The sequence below is a fragment of the Pseudonocardia humida genome (genome assembly GCF_023898865.1).
In the GTDB taxonomy this organism is placed as follows: domain Bacteria; phylum Actinomycetota; class Actinomycetes; order Mycobacteriales; family Pseudonocardiaceae; genus Pseudonocardia; species Pseudonocardia humida.
Map to the genome: position 1 here is coordinate 45477 of NZ_JAGSOV010000051.1, position 17387 is coordinate 62863.

The 17387-nt window shown below is 74.5% G+C and carries 11 protein-coding genes and 1 pseudogene; 4 read left to right on the forward strand and 8 right to left on the reverse strand.

Features of this window, described 5'->3' with window-relative positions:
- Positions 1 to 98 precede the first annotated feature (98 nt).
- Positions 99 to 980 carry an SCO6745 family protein gene (locus KDL28_RS24485; protein WP_252441864.1) on the forward strand — a complete coding sequence of 294 codons (882 nt, stop codon included), beginning with the start codon at positions 99 to 101 and terminating at the stop codon, positions 978 to 980.
- 72 nt (positions 981 to 1052) lie between these two features.
- A complete protein-coding gene (locus KDL28_RS24490) occupies positions 1053 to 2030 on the forward strand; it encodes a tetratricopeptide repeat protein (RefSeq protein WP_252441866.1) in 978 nt (325 codons plus the stop codon).
- Between the two features lie 39 nt (positions 2031 to 2069).
- Here KDL28_RS24490 and KDL28_RS41145 read toward each other — a convergent pair whose 3' ends face one another.
- Entirely contained in the window at positions 2070 to 3428 is a 1359-nt protein-coding gene (locus KDL28_RS41145) for a neutral zinc metallopeptidase (RefSeq protein ID WP_308216055.1), read from the reverse strand.
- Between the two features lie 284 nt (positions 3429 to 3712).
- Here KDL28_RS41145 and KDL28_RS24500 point away from each other — a divergent pair, with 284 nt between their 5' ends.
- Positions 3713 to 4915 carry a glycosyltransferase family 87 protein gene (locus KDL28_RS24500; protein WP_252441867.1) on the forward strand — a complete coding sequence of 401 codons (1203 nt, stop codon included), beginning with the start codon at positions 3713 to 3715 and terminating at the stop codon, positions 4913 to 4915.
- A 1013-nt stretch (positions 4916 to 5928) separates the two neighbouring features.
- On the opposite strand, the pseudogene glgB reads toward KDL28_RS24500, so the two are convergent.
- From glgB to KDL28_RS24515, 3 genes and pseudogenes are all read right to left on the reverse strand, one after another.
- Positions 5929 to 8118 (reverse strand): annotated as a pseudogene (gene glgB, locus KDL28_RS24505) (1,4-alpha-glucan branching protein GlgB); the annotation flags it as partial.
- Between the two features lie 82 nt (positions 8119 to 8200).
- On the reverse strand, positions 8201 to 8752 hold the full coding sequence (locus KDL28_RS24510; protein ID WP_252441868.1) for a sigma factor-like helix-turn-helix DNA-binding protein: 552 nt from the start codon (positions 8750 to 8752) through the stop codon (positions 8201 to 8203).
- A gap of 2 nt (positions 8753 to 8754) precedes the next feature.
- Positions 8755 to 9522: a pectate lyase gene (locus KDL28_RS24515; RefSeq protein WP_252441869.1), complete on the reverse strand. Its 768-nt coding sequence runs from the start codon at positions 9520 to 9522 to the stop codon at positions 8755 to 8757.
- A 199-nt stretch (positions 9523 to 9721) separates the two neighbouring features.
- On the opposite strand from KDL28_RS24515, the gene KDL28_RS24520 reads away from it, so the two are divergent.
- Complete coding sequence (locus tag KDL28_RS24520; RefSeq protein WP_252441872.1) at positions 9722 to 10969, forward strand: CehA/McbA family metallohydrolase; 1248 nt, start codon at positions 9722 to 9724, stop codon at positions 10967 to 10969.
- 23 nt (positions 10970 to 10992) lie between these two features.
- On the opposite strand, the gene KDL28_RS24525 is transcribed toward KDL28_RS24520, so the two are convergent.
- The 4 genes from KDL28_RS24525 to KDL28_RS24540 form a co-directional block, all read right to left on the reverse strand.
- Entirely contained in the window at positions 10993 to 11463 is a 471-nt protein-coding gene (locus KDL28_RS24525; RefSeq protein ID WP_252441873.1) for a GNAT family N-acetyltransferase, read from the reverse strand.
- Positions 11460 to 12860: a maltokinase N-terminal cap-like domain-containing protein gene (locus KDL28_RS24530; RefSeq protein ID WP_252441874.1), complete on the reverse strand. Its 1401-nt coding sequence runs from the start codon at positions 12858 to 12860 to the stop codon at positions 11460 to 11462. Before KDL28_RS24530 ends, KDL28_RS24525 begins: the two co-directional genes overlap by 4 nt.
- A 158-nt stretch (positions 12861 to 13018) precedes the next feature.
- Positions 13019 to 14803, reverse strand: coding sequence for a maltose alpha-D-glucosyltransferase (treS, locus tag KDL28_RS24535; protein WP_252441876.1), 1785 nt, complete (start codon positions 14801 to 14803; stop codon positions 13019 to 13021).
- Between the two features lie 452 nt (positions 14804 to 15255).
- Positions 15256 to 17328, reverse strand: a complete 2073-nt coding sequence (locus tag KDL28_RS24540; RefSeq protein WP_252441878.1) for a serine hydrolase domain-containing protein — start codon at positions 17326 to 17328, stop codon at positions 15256 to 15258.
- Positions 17329 to 17387 lie beyond the last annotated feature (59 nt).

Sequence of the window (17387 nt, forward strand, 5' to 3'; positions counted from 1 at the left end):
CCGTCACCGCCGTCCGGACCTCGACCGGATTTACTCGGACGTCCTACATTCCTCGGGGTGTGGCGGCGGCGGTGCGGCCACCCTGCGGAGGAGGACCCATGCCAGACCAGGACGTCCCCCGGGCCCGGCGGATGTGGCAGGCGCTGGAGCCCGTCCACGCGGTCACCTACTTCGCCCCTGAGCCGCAGGCGGCCTGCCAGGAGCTCGGCACCAAGGGCTTCTGGATGAGCTACTTCGCCCAGCGCGCCGCACCGCTGGGCGCGGCGCCCCCCGAGCTGGTCACGGCCCTGTTCTACAACTTCCACCCGCAGCTGGTCGCCAGGGCGGTGCCGGACGTCTGGGCGGTGGCCCCGCCGGGGCGGTTCCTGCAGGTGCGGCTGACCGCGGTGGACGCCGTGCTGCGCCGCCTGCTCGGGCCGGAGGCGATCGGGTCGGCCGCGGTCGCCGAGGCCGCCGGGATCGCCAGGGCGGCGGCCGAGTCGGCGCCGACGGCCGGCCGGGCGCTCGCCGCGGCCAACCGCGCCCTCGACTGGCCCGAGCCCGCCCACCTCGTGCTCTGGCACGCCCAGACCGTGCTGCGCGAGCACCGCGGCGACGGGCACGTCGCGGCCCTGCTGACCGCGGGGCTCGACCCGGCCGAGGCGCTCGTCCTGTTCACCGCCGACACCGGCCTGGGCATGGACTGGATGCGGACGCGGCGCGGCTGGCCGGAAGCGGAGTGGGCCGCCGCCGTCGAGCGCCTCACCGACCGCGGGCTGGTCGGCGGCGACGGCGGGGAGGACATCACCGACGAGGGGCGGGCGCTGCGTGCCGAGGTCGAGGCGCACACCGACGCCCTCGCCGACGTGCCGTGGGGCGAGGTCGGCGACGCGCGGGCGCAGCGCGTCGTCGAGCTGACCGGGCCGCTGGTCGCGGCGATCGTGGCCGGCGGCGGGTTCCTCGACCGCAACCCGATGGGTCTGCCCCGACCGGCCGGCTGAGCGGGGTTCGCGACCCGCGCCGGGAGCGGACGTCCCGCGACGCGGCCCGCCCCGGCGTGCCAGGATGGATGCGTGTCCCGACCGAACTCCCGTCAGGCGGCCCCGGCGGCCGCGATGGCCCTGGCCGGCGCGGTCGACCTGGCCGCGGTGAAGGCCCGATCCGAGGCGGCCGCGGCCGCCGCCGCGCGCGCCGCGCAGGCGCCGCAGACGAGCGACGGCGGTCCCGACGGCGCGTCGCCGTTCGTCGTCGACGTCACCGAGGAGACGTTCCAGGCCGAGGTCCTCGAGCGCTCCCTGCAGGTCCCGGTCGTCGTCGACCTGTGGGCCGAGTGGTGCGGCCCGTGCAAGCAGCTGTCCCCGGTGCTGGAGCGGATGGCCGCGGCGGCCAACGGCGCCTGGGTGCTGGCCAAGGTCGACGTCGACGCCAACCCCCGCATCGCCCAGGCGTTCCAGGTCCAGTCCATACCCATGGTGATGGCCGTCGTGGGCGGGCAGCCCGTCGACGGGTTCAACGGCGCCCTGCCCGAGCCGCAGGTCCGCGAGTGGATCACGCGGCTGCTGGACGCGCTGCGCGACCGCATGCCCGCCATCCGGCAGGCCGAGGAGGGCGCGCAGGGCGGCGAGCCGGTCGAGGAGCCGGAGGACCCGCGCTTCACCGCGGCCGAGGACGCGCTCGAGCGCGGCGACTACCCCGCAGCCGAGGCCGCCTACCAGCAGATCCTCGCCGTCGAGCCGGCGAACGAGCAGGCCAAGGCGGCGCTGGGGCAGGTGCGCTTCCTGGCCCGCGCCGAGCGGGCCGACCCGGCGGCCGTCGGTCGTGCCGACGCGGCCCCCGACGACGTCGACGCGCAACTGGCCGCGTCCGACGCCGAGGTGGCCGTCGACTCCGTGGAGGCCGCCTTCGACCGGCTCGTCTCCACCGTCGCCCGCACCTCGGGCGACGACCGCGACCGGGTGCGCGAGCACCTCGTCGGGCTGTTCGAGCTTTTCGCGCCGGACGACCCGCGGGTCGCCAAGGCTCGGCGCTCGCTCGCGCGCGCGTTGTTCTGACCGTCCTCCCGGGCCCGGCCGGCGGCACCGCCGGCCGGGTCAGGAGGCCAGGCAGGCGGTGGAGCCCTCCAGCACGCCGGACCGGAACTGCGCGACGCGCTCGAAGCCGTACTCGTCGGGCGGCGACTCGCCGTCGGTGTCGCGGGCGGCCCAGCTGTCGGTGAGCAGCACGGTGATGGCCTCGTCGAGGTCGCCCGGCGACAGCGAGAAGTCGCCGACGGGGTCGATGAGCCGGCTCGTGTAGGCGCCGGCCAGGCAGAGCGCGGTCTCGCTGGCCGGTGTTCCGGTCGTGGGCTCCCCGGCCGCGTCGAGGGCGGCGAGCGCGTAGCGGCTGGCCAGCAGGGTGCCGGTGGCGTAGTCGCCGAGCTGCTCGTGCAGCACGGCCAGCTCCTGGCGGTCGATCGAGATCGTGTCGTCGTCCGGGCAGAACCGGGTGGGGCCCTGCGCCTCGAGGTCGTCGGTGTCGCAGGAGAGCGGCTCGCCGATCGTGGGCGGGACGAACCCGGGGACCAGGGAGCCGAACCACTCGCCCGCGTCGGTCTCGACGGCGTCGATCAGGTCGGTCAGCGGGAGGTTGCCGCCGCGGGCGAGGTCGGCCGCCGAGCCGAACCGGCGCTGGGTGAACTGCCGGTTGTCCAGGGTCATCTCCGCGCAGCGCACCGCGCCCTCGACGAAGCCGTCCTGGAAGGCGGAGACGCGGTCGAACGCGTTGCCGTGCGCGCCCTCGTCGTCCGGGGCGACGCCCAGCGGGTCGCGGAAGCCGACCAGTGCGAGCATCGCGTCGTCCAGCTCGACCTGGCCCATCGGCAGGCCCGGGATCGAGCGCTCGCGCAGCTGCGCGACGGCCATGCCGGCGTAGCAGTCGGCCTGGGCCTCCAGCAGGATCGTCGGGTACTGCGCGGGGGAGCGGGCCTGCAGCTCGTCGAGCCCGAGCCTGCTCTGCACCGCGTGGCCGATCTCGTGGGCCAGCACCACGGTCACGCCGGCCTGGCCGAAGCGCTCGCTCAGGTCGGGCAGCAGGCCGTCGGCGTCCCAGGCGATGGCGTCGGCCGAGGGGCAGTAGAAGGCCTGGCCGACGACCTCGGAGATGTTGCGCACGCACGGCGGCTGGTCGGTGCGGGGGTCGTCGGTGTGGACCGGGACGGTGATCGCGATGTCCCGCCACGGCTCGTCGAACGACCGGGGGAACTCGTCGCGCCAGATCTCCTGGACGGCCCGGACCGCGGCCGTGCCCAGCTCGATCTCCTCCTGGGTGGGCGTCTGCCCGACCCCGGAGGTACCGCCGGCGGCGGCGACCGCGCGCCCCGGGACGACCTGGGTGCACCCCGCCACTGCGGTGAACGCGAGCGCCAGAGCGGCTGCGGCGGTCACCGGGCGGAGTCGGGCGGGGCTGCGCACGCACCAATCATGCCCCCGGTCGTGCGCCGCCGGGGGAGGGGCTCCGACACCCACCGGTACCGCGGATACCGTGGATTACCGTGCCGTCGATCGACCCGCCCCGCTCCGCGACCGGGGACACCCCCGCCGTCAACGCTCCGACCAGCACGGCTGCCGTCGGGACGGGTTCCGGTGAGGGCGTCGGGACCCCCGGCCCGACCGGCGACGATGATCGTCCGCGCGACGTGAACCCGCCAGGTGGTGGAAAAACGCCCCGCAGCGCGTGGTCGGGTGCTCCGGCGAGGGTGACGGCCTGGCTGCTGGTGGCCGCGGCGCTGGTCACGACCGTCGTGCTCACCCTGCGTCACCCGGACGCCCTGGTGACGCTCCTGCCGTCACCGGACATGCACGAGCTGCACGTCGACTTCGACACCTTCCGCTTCTCCGCGGTCGCGCTGGCCCAGGGCGGCGACATCTACGCCACCCCGGCCAAGCTGCCCAACCTCAACCCGCCGCTGCTGTCGGTGCTGCTGCTGCCCTTCGCCGGGCTCGACGCGCTCACCGGGTACCGGATCTTCGCCGCCCTCATGCTGCTGACCACGCTGGTCTCGCTGCTCGCCGTCGCCCGCGAGCTGCGGCTGCGCCCGGTGGTCCAGGTGGGCGCGGCGCTGGCCGTGCTGGCCTCGTCGCCGCTGCACGGCACGCTGGTGCTCGGGCAGATCTACCCGCTGCTGCTGGCCGCGATGGTGGCCGGCTGGATCGCCGAGCGGCGCGGGCGGCCGGTGCCCGCCGCGGTGCTCTACGGCGTCGCAGTCGCGCTGAAGCCCTCGCTGGCCCCGGTGTTGCTGCTGCCCGCGGTGCAGCTCCGCTGGTCGGCGCTGCGCGCGGGCATCGCCTCCGCCGCGGTGGCCACCCTGGTCGGGGTGCTGGCCGCCGGGCCGTCCAGCGCGTTCGCCTGGCTGCACCTGGCCCTCGACCAGGTCGCCCCGGAAGTCCCGGACAACGCCTCGCTGCCCGGTCTGGTCGCCCGGTTCGGCCTGCCCTCCACGCTGGGCACCGCGCTCGGGGCGGCCGTACTGGTCGGCACCCTGGCCTGGTGCGGCTACCACCGGGACCGGGTCGACCCGGCGGGCACCGCGCCGTGGGCGGTGCTGGCCGCGGGGCTGCTGCTGGCCCCCATCGCCTGGCACAACTACCTGATGCTGCTGTGGCCGGGCGTGCTGGTCCTGGTCGCGCTCGGGCGCGGGTCGGCGGCCGCCGCCGCGCTGGCGGTGGCCGTCGTGCCCGTGTCGTGGGCGGCCGAGTGGCCGCCGGAGAGCGTCGGCCCGGCCGTGTCGGCCGTGGCCGGGTCCCTGTACTGCGCGATCCTGCTGGGCTACTGGTTCCTGCTGCTGTCGTCGGCGCGCGGCTCGTCGTCGTCGCCGCGGGGCGACGAGCCGTTCTCCGGGCGCAGCGACGGGCGCCAGCCGGTCGAGGTCGGCCCCTCCGACGGGCGCGTCCCCGGCTGAGCCGGGCCCTCCGTCGTCGGCTCGTCCGGCTCGGCCGTGCCGAACCGCCGCCACGGCGTGTACGAGTTGCCCGCCCTCGGCGCCGGGCCGTCGTCGACGGCCTCGGTCCGCGGCTCCACCGCGGTCGCCGGCTCCGCCTCCGGTGCCGCCCCGGGCGCCGGGTCGGTGGCCGCCGCCCCAGGAGCCGCCGGCTCCGCGCCGACCGGGGCGACCGCTTCGGCCTCCGTGGCCGGGGCGGGCCCCGCGGTGTCGGCGGCAGCCTCCGGCGGCCGGGCCCAGGACCGGGTCTGCGCTGCGACCCCGGCGGCCTCCTCGGCCTCGGTCGGGGTCGTGACGCCCGGCTCCTCGGCCGCCGGACCGTCGTCGGCGGTCTCCTCGACCGCGGGCGGTGCCTCGTCGGCGACCGTGGCCTCGGCCTCGGCCTCGGCCTCGTCCTCGGCGTCGGACCCGGTGGGCACGGCCGTCGCGGGCTCGGCCTCGACCGGGCGCACCTCGTCCTCGACGACGGGCGTCGGGCGCTCGACCGGCTCGGTGGCGGTGCCGGTGGGGCCGTCGGGCTCCAGGTCGCCCAGCGGCGGCACGATCGGGATCGGGCCGGTCGGCGTGTCGTCGGCGAGGACGACGTCCTCCCCGGGCCGCGGCGCGCCGGTGGCGGTGGCGGGCGCCACGACCAGCCGGTCGGTCGCGCCGGCCGGGTCGCCCGCGGTGCCGGTACCCGTATCGGCGGCCGGACCGGCCTCGGCGGGCACCGGGATCCGGTCGGTGGCCGCGGCACCCGCCGTGGCCGGCGGGGCCTGGGCGGCGTCGGTGTCCAGCGCCGACTCGCCCGCCGGCTCCGCGTCCGGGCCGGACTCGGTGACCCCGGCCCCCGGACGCGCCTGCTCGACGGCCGCGACGACCGCGGCGGTACCGGGCAGCTCGCCCGCCCCGGCGCGCGCCTCGGCCTCGGTGGGCACGTCCTCGCGGGTGGCGGTGGCGATGGCCGCGGAGCGCCGCACCGCGCCCTCGTAGGGCTCCGGCACGAGCCACAGCACGCCCGACGGCGGCAGCTGCAGCACCGCGGACGCGGGCCGGCCGTGCCACATCGTACGCTCGGCCTCGACCGCGCCGAAGTTGCCGACCCCCGACCCGCCGTACACGTCGGCGTCGGTGTTGACGACCTCGCGCCAGCGCCCGGCGAACGGCAGTCCGACGCGGTAGTCGCGCTTCGGGGTGCCGGAGAAGTTCGCGACGCAGGCCAGCACGACCGGCTTGCCGTCGGCGTCGACGCCGTGGCGCAGGAAGCTGAGCACGTTGCCCGCGGCGTCGTTGGCGTCGATCCAGGAGAAGCCGTCCGGGGTGGTGTCGCGCGTCCACAGCGCGGGGTTGGCCCGGTAGGCCCGGTTCAGGTCGCCGACCAGCGACTTGATCCCGGCGTGCAGCGGGTCCTCCAGCAGGTGCCAGTCCAGCGAGCGCGACTCGGACCACTCGCGCTCCTGGCCGAACTCGCCGCCCTGGAACAGCAGCTGCTTGCCGGGGTGGGCCCACATGAACGCCAGCAGCGCGCGCACGCCCGCGGCCTTGTTCCAGGCGTCGCCGGGCATCCGCTCCCACAGCGAACCCTTGCCGTGCACGACCTCGTCGTGCGAGAGGGGCAGCACGTAGTTCTCGCTGAAGGCGTACATCAGCGAGAACGTCATCTGGTTGTGGTGGTAGCCCCGGTAGACCGGGTCGCGCCCGATGTAGTCGAGCGTGTCGTGCATCCAGCCCATGTTCCACTTCAGCCCGAAGCCCAGCCCGCCCAGGTGGGTGGGCCGCGAGACGCCCGGCCACGCCGTGGACTCCTCGGCGATGGTCATCGCGCCGGGGTGGTGGCGGTAGACGAGCGCGTTCATCTCCTGCAGGAACGCCACGGCGTCCAGGTTCTCCCGGCCGCCGTGGATGTTGGGCAGCCACTGCCCCTCCGGGCGGGAGTAGTCCAGGTAGAGCATCGAGGCGACGGCGTCGACCCGCAGCCCGTCGATGTGGAACTCGTCGAGCCAGTACAGCGCGTTGGCGACGAGGAAGTTGCGCACCTCGCGGCGGCCGAAGTCGAACACGAGCGTGCCCCAGTCGGGCTGCTCGCCGCGGCGCGGGTCGGCGTGCTCGTAGAGCGGGGTGCCGTCGAACTTGGCCAGCGCCCACTCGTCGCGGGGGAAGTGCGCGGGCACCCAGTCGACGATGACGCCGTAGCCGTGCTGGTGCAGGTGGTCGACGAAGTAGCGGAAGTCGTCGGGGCTGCCGAAGCGCGACGTCGGCGCGTAGTACGAGGTGACCTGGTATCCCCACGACCCGCCGAACGGGTGCTCGGCCACCGGCAGCAGCTCGACGTGGGTGAAGCCGGTCTCGTCGAGGTAGTCGACGAGCTGGTGGGCCATGTCGCGGTAGCTGAGCCCGAGCCGCCACGACCCGAGGTGCACCTCGTAGACGCTCATCGGCTCGGCGTGCGCCTGCCGCCCGGCCCGTGCCCGCATCCACTCCTGGTCGCCCCACTCGTGGGTGGACACGTGCACGACGGACGCGGTGGCCGGCGGCATCTCGGTGGCGAAGGCCATCGGGTCGGCCTTGTCGCGCCAGCGCCCGTCCTGGCCCAGGATCCGGAACTTGTAGCGGGTGCCCGGCTCGATGCCGGGGATGAACAGCTCCCACACGCCGGCGCTGCCGAGCGCGCGCATCGGGTGCGCCCAGCCCGACCAGCCGTCGAAGTCGCCGGTGACGCGCACGCCCTGCGCGGTCGGGGCCCACACGGCGAAGCTGGTGCCGGTGACCGGCCCGGCCGGCGTGTCGTAGCGGCGGATGTGCGCGCCCAGCACGTCCCACAGCCGCTCGTGGCGGCCCTCGCTGATGAGGTGCAGGTCGACCTCGCCGAGCGTCGGTAGCCAGCGGTAGGGGTCGTCGACGATGTCGACGCGCTCGCCGTAGCGCACGGCCAGCCGGTAGTCGGCGGGCGGGCCGGGGACGACGCCGGAGAACAGCCCGGCCTCGTGCACCCGCACCAGGGGGAAGCCCTGGCCGCCCTCGCGGACGACGTGCACCTCGTCGGCGTGCGGGCGCAGCGCCCGGATGACCGTGCCGGTGGGGTGGGGGTGCGCGCCGAGCACCGAGTGGGGGTCGTGATGGGCGCCGCCCAGGAGGCGGTCCACTGTCGCCGGATCGGGCGGGCACGCGTCGACCGGTTGGTCCAGGGTCTGGGTCGGGTTGTCCTCGCGATCCACGCAAGGCACCCTATTGCGCCAGGTCCATGGTCGCCGAGCCTGGCCGCAACGATCAGGCCGCTGTTCGCCCGGTAGGGGAGTCCTCCGGCGCCGTCCCCGGCCCCAGCGCGGCGGCCAGTTGCACCAGCCCCCGCGAGGTCTGGCTCTTCACGGTCCCCACCCCGATCCCGAGCAGCGCGGCGACGTCGCGTTCGGGCAGGTCGTAGCCGAAGCGCAGCAGCACGCAGGCGCGCCGGCGGGCGGGCAGGCCGGCGAGGGCCGCGCGGACCGCGACGAGGGCGACCGGGTCGGGCCCGGGGGCGCCCGCCGCCGCGGCGCCGAGCACCTCCAGCGACCGCCGTTCGCGCACGCGGCGGCGCACCCGGGTCGCGGCGAGGTTGCGCATGATGCGCCGCACGTAGGCCAGCGGGTGGTCGAGCGAGCGGATCCGGTCCCACTGCCGCCACGCGGCGAGCACGGTGTCCCCGGTGAGGTCGTCGGCCGCGCCGTCCTCGGCGAGCCGGCGGGCGAGCCGGTCGAGCTCGCCGCGGTGGCGCGCGAAGAAGACCTCGAACTCCGCGCCGCGCACACCCGGCACACGCGCCGCCGCGGGGCGGCGGTTCACCCTCAGGAGACCGTGCAGCTCACACCGTCGGGCTCGGTGCCGACCAGCTCGGGCTCGTCGCCGGTGTCGTTGCCGAGGAACAGCTCGCACAGGTCGACGTCGTCGTCGGTGTCGAGGGTGATGCCCGACAGCGTGGCCCGGTCGCCCAGGTTGGTGTTCACCCCGGCCACCGCGGTGACCTCACCGCGCACGACGATGTCGCTGATCACCGCGGTGCGGGCGAACTGGGTGGAGCAGTTGCCGCAGGAGCGGTAGACCTTGCCGACGTCGGCGAACTCCATGTTGCGGATGATCATCGTGCCGGCGCCGTTGTGCTGGAACACCTTGTCCGACGCCAGGAACGCGCCGCCGTTCTCGATCGTCACCACGGTGTCCGCCGAGTCGCCGACGGCGGTGAGCGCGTCCTCCCCGACGTCGATCCACCACACGTTGTCCAGTGTGCAGCTGCCCAGGCAGTGGATGCCGTCGTCGCCGGGCGCGCCGATGAGCACGTTGCGCACGACGCCGCCGTCGGCCACCTCGAACAGCGGGTCCTGGCCCTCGTCCTGCCCGCCGTCGCCGACGCCGGAGAACTGCTGCAGCCCGCCGTCGAACTCGCCGTCGACCACGATCGTCTCGGCCACCGCGACCTGCCCGGTCGCCGCGGGCGGGCCGTCGCCCACCGCGGCACCGGCCACGGCGCTCAGGCCGACGAGCGAGCCGCCCAGCAGGGCCGCCACCGTGGTGATCTTGGCCACGGCGGTCAGCCGGGCGCGTGCCTGTCGGGACATGGGGGGAGTCCTTCGATCGGGTGGGTCCGCGCCGAGGGCCGCGCGGTGGGCGCCCGGCCGGGCGCCCCACCGACCGGTCGACCGGCGCGCCGGAAAGGTTGCCCGCGGGTGCTGTCGTGATCGGACAGCGCCTTCCGAGAGGGGTGCGGGTGGCCTCCCGGTGTCCCGGGTGCGGCACGCTGCAAGGCACGATGGGGCCGTGGTGAACGGGCCGGAGGACGCGTCGGACGGGTTACTGATCGCGGCCACCCCGGCCGAGCACGCCGACGACGATCGCCGCTCGCTCGTGCTGCCCGGCTCCGGCGAGCGGCTGCTGCACGCCGACCTGCACAACCACACCCTCCTGTCGGACGGCGCCGGCCGCCCGGAGGACGCCTTCGGGTCGATGCGCGCTGCCGGGCTCGACGTCGCGGCGCTCACCGACCACGCCCACGGCCCGAGCGTGTCCAGGCTGACCATCGACGACGCCGACTGGCACTACCTCGGCGAGCTGGCCGAGGCCGCCGACGAGCCCGGCGCGTTCGTCGCGATCCGCGGCTTCGAGTGGACCAGCCCGACCCTCGGGCACATGAACGTGTGGGGCGGCCGGCACTGGACCCGCCCGCTCCCGCTGGCCGCCGACGGCGCCCGCCGCGGCTACGCGGTGCCCGCGGGCCCGCCGGAGGACCCGACCGCCGTCGCCGCCTTCTACGACTGGCTGCACGCCGACGCCGACGACGCCGCCGGGGGCGGCAGCGACGCGCTGGTGTCGTTCAACCACCCCGGCCGCGAGCGCGCCCGCTTCGGCCGCTTCCGCTTCGACGGGCGGATCGTCGAGCGGGTGGTCGGGCTGGAGATGTTCAACCGCGGCGACGACTACCTGTTCGAGCGGGTCGACGTCGGGGGCACGTCACCGCTGGTCGAATGCCTGGACTCGGGCTGGCGGGTCGGCCTGATCGGGGTCACCGACGAGCACTCCCCGCACTGGGGCTTCCCGCCCGACCTGGGCCGCACCGGCATCTGGTCGCGCGGCCTGGACCGGGCCTCCGTGCGCGAGGCGATGCTGCGCAGGCGACTGTTCGCGACCCGGGAGCGGGGACTGCGCGTCGACGCCGTCGCGCACACGGCGGCCGGACCGCGGCCGATGGGGTCGCGGGTCGAGCACGAGCGCGGCGACCTGCGCTTCGAGCTCGACGTGCACGGCGCGGCCTGGACCGGGCGCACGGTGCGGGTGCAGGTGCTGCAGACCGGGGCGCCGCTGCCGGTGGTCGTCGCGGAGACCGAGGTGGTGGTGCCGGAGGCGGGGACCTCCGCGGTCGTCGCGCCGGTCGACCGCGGCGACGGGAACTGGGTGGTGCTGCGGGTGACGGACCCTGGAGAGCGGGGCGACCCGCGGGCGCGGCGGTTCCCGGGCTACCGCTCGGCCGGGCGCGCCGTGGCGTACCTCAGCCCGTTCTTCCTCGGGTGATCAGGGCTGGACTCGTTCGCGCCTCAGCCCAACCGCCGCTCGAAGCACACCGACAGGTCCGACCCGGCGTAGGGCCCGAAGAGCGGGATCTCGGTGTAGCCCTCTCGCCGGTAGAAGCGCTGGGCGTCGGGCTGCGCGGTGCCCGTCTCCAGGCGCAGCGTCGTCCACCCGCGCTCCCCGGCGGCCGCCTCCAGGGCGCGCAGGACGGCGGTGGCGACGCCGGAGCCGCGCGACGGCGGCGTGACGTACATGCGCTTGACCTCGGCCGAGGTCTCGTCGAGGCGGCGCAGCGCGCCGCAGGCGACGGGCTCGCCCCCGGCGTCGATGGCGACGACGAACAGGTCGATGTCCTCGGCGGAGGGCGCCGTGCCGGGCTCGTGGTCGTCGGAGCCGTAGCGGGCGTCGAGCTCGGCGCGCTGGGCCGCGCGCAGGGCGACGCCAGCCGGGTCGTCCCAGTGGCGCTGCTCGACGGTCCAGGTGGAGGGGCCGCTCACCGCTGGACGGAGTCGGCGTCCGTGGTGAGGCGGCGGATCACGGCGAGGGGGATGTCGACCCAGGTCGGGCGGCTGCGGGTCTCGTAGAGGACCTGGTAGACCGCCTTGTCGAGCTCGAAGGCGCGCAGCAGGGCGGAGTGCTCGCGGGGGTCGAGGCCCGAGCGCAGGGTGTAGCCGTCGCAGAAGGCGGAGCGGTTGCGCTCGCACCACTCGTTGGCCCGCCAGACGAGCTGGGAGTCCTGGTCGAGCTCCGGCGGGGCCGAGGGGTCCCACTGCAGCAACTGGTGGAACGCGGCGTAGTTGAACGAGAAGAGCATGCCGACGACGTCGCGCAGGGCCGAGTCGGGCCGGACGCGCTCGGCGTGGCTCGCCGACGGCTCGCCCTCGAAGTCGATGACCAGCCAGCCGGTCGGGGTGCGCAGGGTCTGGCCCAGGTGCAGGTCGCCGTGGACGCGCTGGACGGGGATCGCGGAGCCGAGGTCGGCGACGGCGTCGTAGGCGGCGCGGATGGCGTCGACGTGCGGTTCCAGGACGGTCATCTCCCCGGCGATCGCCGAGAGCCGCCGGTGCCACCCGGCGGCCAGGTCGCGCGGGTCGCCGTCGCCGGTGCCCAGGGCCCGGCGCAGTTCGTCGTGCACGACGGCGACGGTCTCGCCCAGCCGGGACGCCTCGCCCGCGAAGTCGCCACCGACCTCGTCGGCGCGCAGGTCGGCCTCGGCGAGCAGGTCGCGCACGCTGGCCAGGGCCATCCGCCAGCCGTCTGCGGAGTTCGCCGCGAAGTCCTGGACCATGGCCAGGGTGGCGGGCTCGCCGTCCAGCTCGCCCTCGATGGCGCCCTGCAGGGCGGCCACCTCGGTGCTGTCGACCGAGCGCAGGGCCCGGTGCAGCTCCAGGTCGGGATTCAGGCCGGGGGCCACCCGGCGGAACAGCTTGAGGATCAGCTGCTCGCCCCAGGAGACCGAGGTGTTGGACTGCTCGACGCCCAGCACCCGGCCCGAGTAGTCGGTGTCCAGGCGGGCGTCGGGCTCCGGGACGAACGCGATCGGGCCGATCCGGCGGCCCTCGCGGATCGAGGTGAGCAGCCAGTCGGTGACCTCGGGGTCGCCGAGCCCGTCGTAGGCGAGGAGGTCGCCGACGCGGCCGATCTCGTGGTGCTGCAGCTCGCCGCGCAGGTGCTCCCGGCGCCCGACCATCACCTGGTAGTGCTGCTCCGGGGAGCCGTCGTCGAACCGCACCGCGAGGATCACCTGGTCGAGCAGGGGCTCGCCGTCGGTCAGCAGCGGCGTCGACGAGTGCACGGCGACCGCGCCCACCGGGCGTCCCTTGGCCGCGAACCAGCGCTGCTGGGGCAGCCAGTACTCGAGGAGAGCGGGGAGCTCGTGGTTCAGCGCGGTCACGTCCTGCCCTCCAGGCGAGCATCGGGAACGGGTGGTGACCGCCGCCGGACGGGTGCCGACGGCGGTGCGACGAGCGTTGATCCCGACAGTAGCCGTGATCGGCCGGTTTCTCGGGTTGGAGCGGTGCGGGTCGGCCCGGTCGGGGCCGGGCACCCCCGCTACTGGCCGGTGCGTTCGTCGCTGCCGGGGGTGATGGAGAACCAGTAGAAGCCGTGCCCGGGCAGCGTCAGCAGGTAGGGCAGCTCGCCGATCCGCGGGAACGGGACCCCGCCGGTCAGCTCGTGGGGCACGTACCCCTTCCACGGCGACAGGTCGAGCTCGACCGGCTGGGGGAAGCGGGACATGTTGTTGACGCACAGCACGACGTCGTCGCCGTGGGAGCGCACGTAGGCCAGCACCGAGGGGTTGGTGCCGCCCAGCTCGCTGTACTCGCCCAGGCCGAAGGCGGCGTGCCGCTTGCGGACCTCGATCATGTGCCGGTTCCAGTTGAGCAGCGAGGTGCCCGAGTTCATCTGGGCCTCCACGTTGACGGCCTGGTAGCCGTACAGCGGGTCCATGACGATCGGCAGGTAGAGCCGGCCCGGGTCGCAGGTGGAGAAGCCGGCGTTGCGGTCGGGCGTCCACTGCATGGGGCTGCGCACGCCGTCGCGGTCGCCGAGCCAGATGTTGTCGCCCATGCCGATCTCGTCGCCGTAGTACAGGACGGGCGAGCCGGGCAGCGACAGCAGCAGCGCGGTGAACAGCTCCAGCTGGTTGCGGTCGTTCTCCAGCAGCGGGGCCAGCCGGCGCCGGATGCCGATGTTGGCCTTCATCCGCGGGTCCTTGGCGTACTCCGCGTACATGTAGTCGCGCTCTTCGTCGGTGACCATCTCGAGGGTCAGCTCGTCGTGGTTGCGCAGGAAGATGCCCCACTGGGCGCCCGACGGGATGGCCGGGGTCTGGGCCAGGATCTCCGAGATCGGGAACCGGTTCTCCCGGCGCACGGCCATGAAGATGCGCGGCATCAGCGGGAAGTGGAACGCCATGTGGCACTCGTCGCCGCCGACGTCCGGGTCGCCGAAGTACTCCACGACGTCGCTGGGCCACTGGTTGGCCTCGGCGAGCAGCACCCGACCCGGGTACTCGACGTCCATCACCTTGCGGCAGCGGCGCAGGAAGTCGTGGGTCTCCGGGAGGTTCTCGCAGTTGGTGCCCTCGCGCTCGAACAGGTAGGGCACCGCGTCCAGCCGGAACCCGTCGATGCCCAGGTCGAGCCAGAAGCGCAGGACGTCGATCATCGCTTCCTGGACGTCGGGGTTGTCGTAGTTCAGGTCGGGCTGGTGGGAGAAGAACCGGTGCCAGTAGAACTGGCCGCGCACCGGGTCGTAGGTCCAGTTCGACGTCTCGGTGTCGACGAAGATGATCCGCGCGTCCTGGTACTGGGTGTTGTCGTCGGACCAGACGTAGAAGTCGCCGTAGGGCCCCTCGGGGTTGCGGCGCGACTCCTCGAACCACGGGTGCTGGTCGGAGGTGTGGTTCATCACCAGGTCGGTGATGACCCGGATGCCGCGCTTGTGGGCCTCGTCGAGCAGCCGGACGAAGTCGTCGACGGTGCCGAACTCGGGCAGCACGGCGCGGAAGTCGCGGATGTCGTAGCCGCCGTCGCGCAGCGGCGAGTCGTAGAACGGCGGCAGCCACAGGCAGTCGATGCCCAGCCACTGCAGGTAGTCCAGCTTGTCGGTGAGCCCGCGCAGGTCGCCCGTGCCGTCGCGGTTGGAGTCGCTGAAGGCCCGCACCAGGGCCTCGTAGAAGACCGCCCGCTTGTACCAGTCGTGGTCGACTTCGAGGGTCCGCGCGTGGTCGTAGTCGTCGGCGGACGTCTCGACCAGCTGGTCGTCCTCGTCGGTGGGCGGGTAGCCGTCGGCGAGCGTGGTGTTGGGCGCGGCCTTCTGGTCGGTCGACATGGAGGTATCTGGTCCCTACCTGACGGGGGCGAGGGGCATCGGGCGGACCGGTCCCGCCGGCGGGTCGTCCCGGCCGCGCGGCGGACTCCGGCCGCCGGCGCAAAGCGTAGCTCTGATTCCGCGGATCCGGTGGTCGAGAGCGGAGAAGGCCCCCGCGGCGCCCCGCGCCGTGACAAGATCGTTCTCACGTCCGGGTCACGTGGCGTCACGGACGGGTGGCCGGTGCAATTGCAGCAGGCCAGCGCGCCGACATCGGAGCGATCCGGCGGGCGGGGGGTGCCGCCGCGCGTGCTCGTCCGTGCCGCCGCCGAGCGTCCCGGAGATCGAATGGAGATCGACTCCGGGGCGTGCGGGGCGCTGCCCCGGGGCCACGTTCCGTCACCACGACAGACGAGCCGGCCACCTTCCGGTGGCCGGCTCGTCACGTGGATTTCCCGCGGGTCGGACTAGAACTAGTACTGGGCGCCGAAGCCCAGCATGTGGAAGGCGAAGGCGATCCAGAGCACCACGGCGGTGGCCAGGACCAGCGCGACGGCCCACAGCCGCGACGCCCACCGGCGCCCGCGCCGGAAGGTCAGCACGGCGTTGCCCGCCGCCGCCACCAGCGCGGCGACGAAGACTACGGAGCTCAGCGCCAGCAGCGTCTGGACCAGCGGATCGAAGGCGTCGGTCAGCGCTCCGGTGAGCATCGCGTTCAGCGTGAGCACCCAGCCCGCCAGCACGACGAGCACGGCCAGGGCCGCGAGCCTGCTCACCCGGTACCCCAGCCGCGGCACGCCGGACAGCTCGGCGCTCGCCCCGTAGCGCCTGCGCAGGAGGACGGCGCCGGGCCACATCAGCACCGTCAGCACCAGCACCGCGAGGCTCGCGTAGAGCAGCGGCAGCAGCAGCGCCGACGACCTGGCGGCCGGGGTGCGCTCCCACACCAGGAACGGCGCGGCCATGTCCACCGAGAACCGCACCACCTCGCCGTCCTCGATGACGGCCGCGAGCCGCTCGTGGCTGTCGAGGTCCTGCCAGACGAAGGGTTCGACCTCGACCCAGCGCCGGGGCTGCCCGGCCGCGCCCGGCAGCACCGGGGCCACCAGCTCGCCGTCCGGCCCGACCGACACGCTCACCTGGCCCAGCAGGTCGGTGAGGGCGAGGAAGTTGGAGTCGCTGCGCCGCGAGCTGCTCCAGTTGCCCGCCATCAGCGCGGCGTGCTCGGCCGAGGTCCCCGGCTCCACGCGGTCGGCGGTCAGCGCGGGGCCCGGGAAGTAGCGGTCGGCGAACTCGGTGAACAGCCGCGTCCGCAGGACGCCCGCCGCGCCGTCCCTGCCGGTGCTGTTCATCACCACGTACAGGCCGGTGTCCTCGGCGGTGAACAGGTGCAGCGCCGAGTGGAATGCGTTGGTGTCGCCGCCGTGCCCGATGACCTCGCGGCCGTTGATGTTCGACTCGAAGAACCCCAGCCGCATCCGGTTCAGCGGCGGCACCGTGTCCAGCGCGGTGTCGTGCATCTCGCGGGCGGTCTCGGCGCGCAGGATCCGCTGCCCGTCGAGCTCGCCGTCCTGCAGGTGGGCGAGCATGAACCTGGCCATGTCGGCGGGCGCGGACGACATCGAGCCCGCCGGCGACATGCCGACCAGCTCGAACGGGATGGGCGAGGCGGAGGCCACCAGGTAGCCGCGGGACATCGAGGCGGCCATGGCCGCGGGCAGCGGCTGCTCGAACGTGGAGTCGCGCATGCCCAGCGGGTCGAAGACGTGCTTCTGGGCGTACTCGGCGAACGGCTCCCCGGACACGCGCTCCACGACGTAGCCGGCCAGGGCCGTCGCGTAGTTGGAGTAGGCGGGGGTGGTGCCCGCGGCGTAGATGCGCTCCGGGACCCAGTGGCGCAGGATCTCGTCGTAGGGCGGCACCGGGTTGCCCTCCACGCCGATGAGGTTGCGGACCTGCTCCTCGAACCCGGCGGTGTGGGTCATGATCGTGCGCATGGTGACCGGGCCGCCGTCGCGCTCCGGCACCTGGAAGTCGAGGTAGGTGTTGATGTCGGCGTCCAGGTCGATGGTGCCCTGCTCGACCTGCTGCATCACGGCCGTCCAGGTGACCAGCTTGGACACCGACCCCGGCCGGAACAGCGTCCGCGCCGGGTCGACCGGGGTCCGGGCGGCCACGTCGGCCAGGCCGAACCCGCGCTGGGTCACCACCTCGCCGTCGCGCACCACGACGACCGCCGCCCCGGCGATGTCGCTGGTGGCCAGCGCGGTGGGCAGGAACCCGTCGAGCCAGGCGTCGACGTCGGCGGGGGTCAGCTCGCGCGGCTGACCGGCGACGACGGCCGACCCCGTCGGAGCGGGGACCTCCGTCGCGAGCCCGCTGCCGAACGCCGGGCCGAGCGACGTGGCCAGCGTCGACACCACCGACACGACGACGGCGACGGCGCCCCAGAGCACCCATCTCGACCACCGGGGCTCCGGTGGGGCGGCGGAGTGCCGGACCGGCCTGGTCCGTTCCTCGTGCGGTGCGGTGGTGCCGATGTTCACGGGTAGCTCCCGACTCAGGACGTCGTGCGGTCTCGGCTGCCCCGCGAACGGCCGCGCGG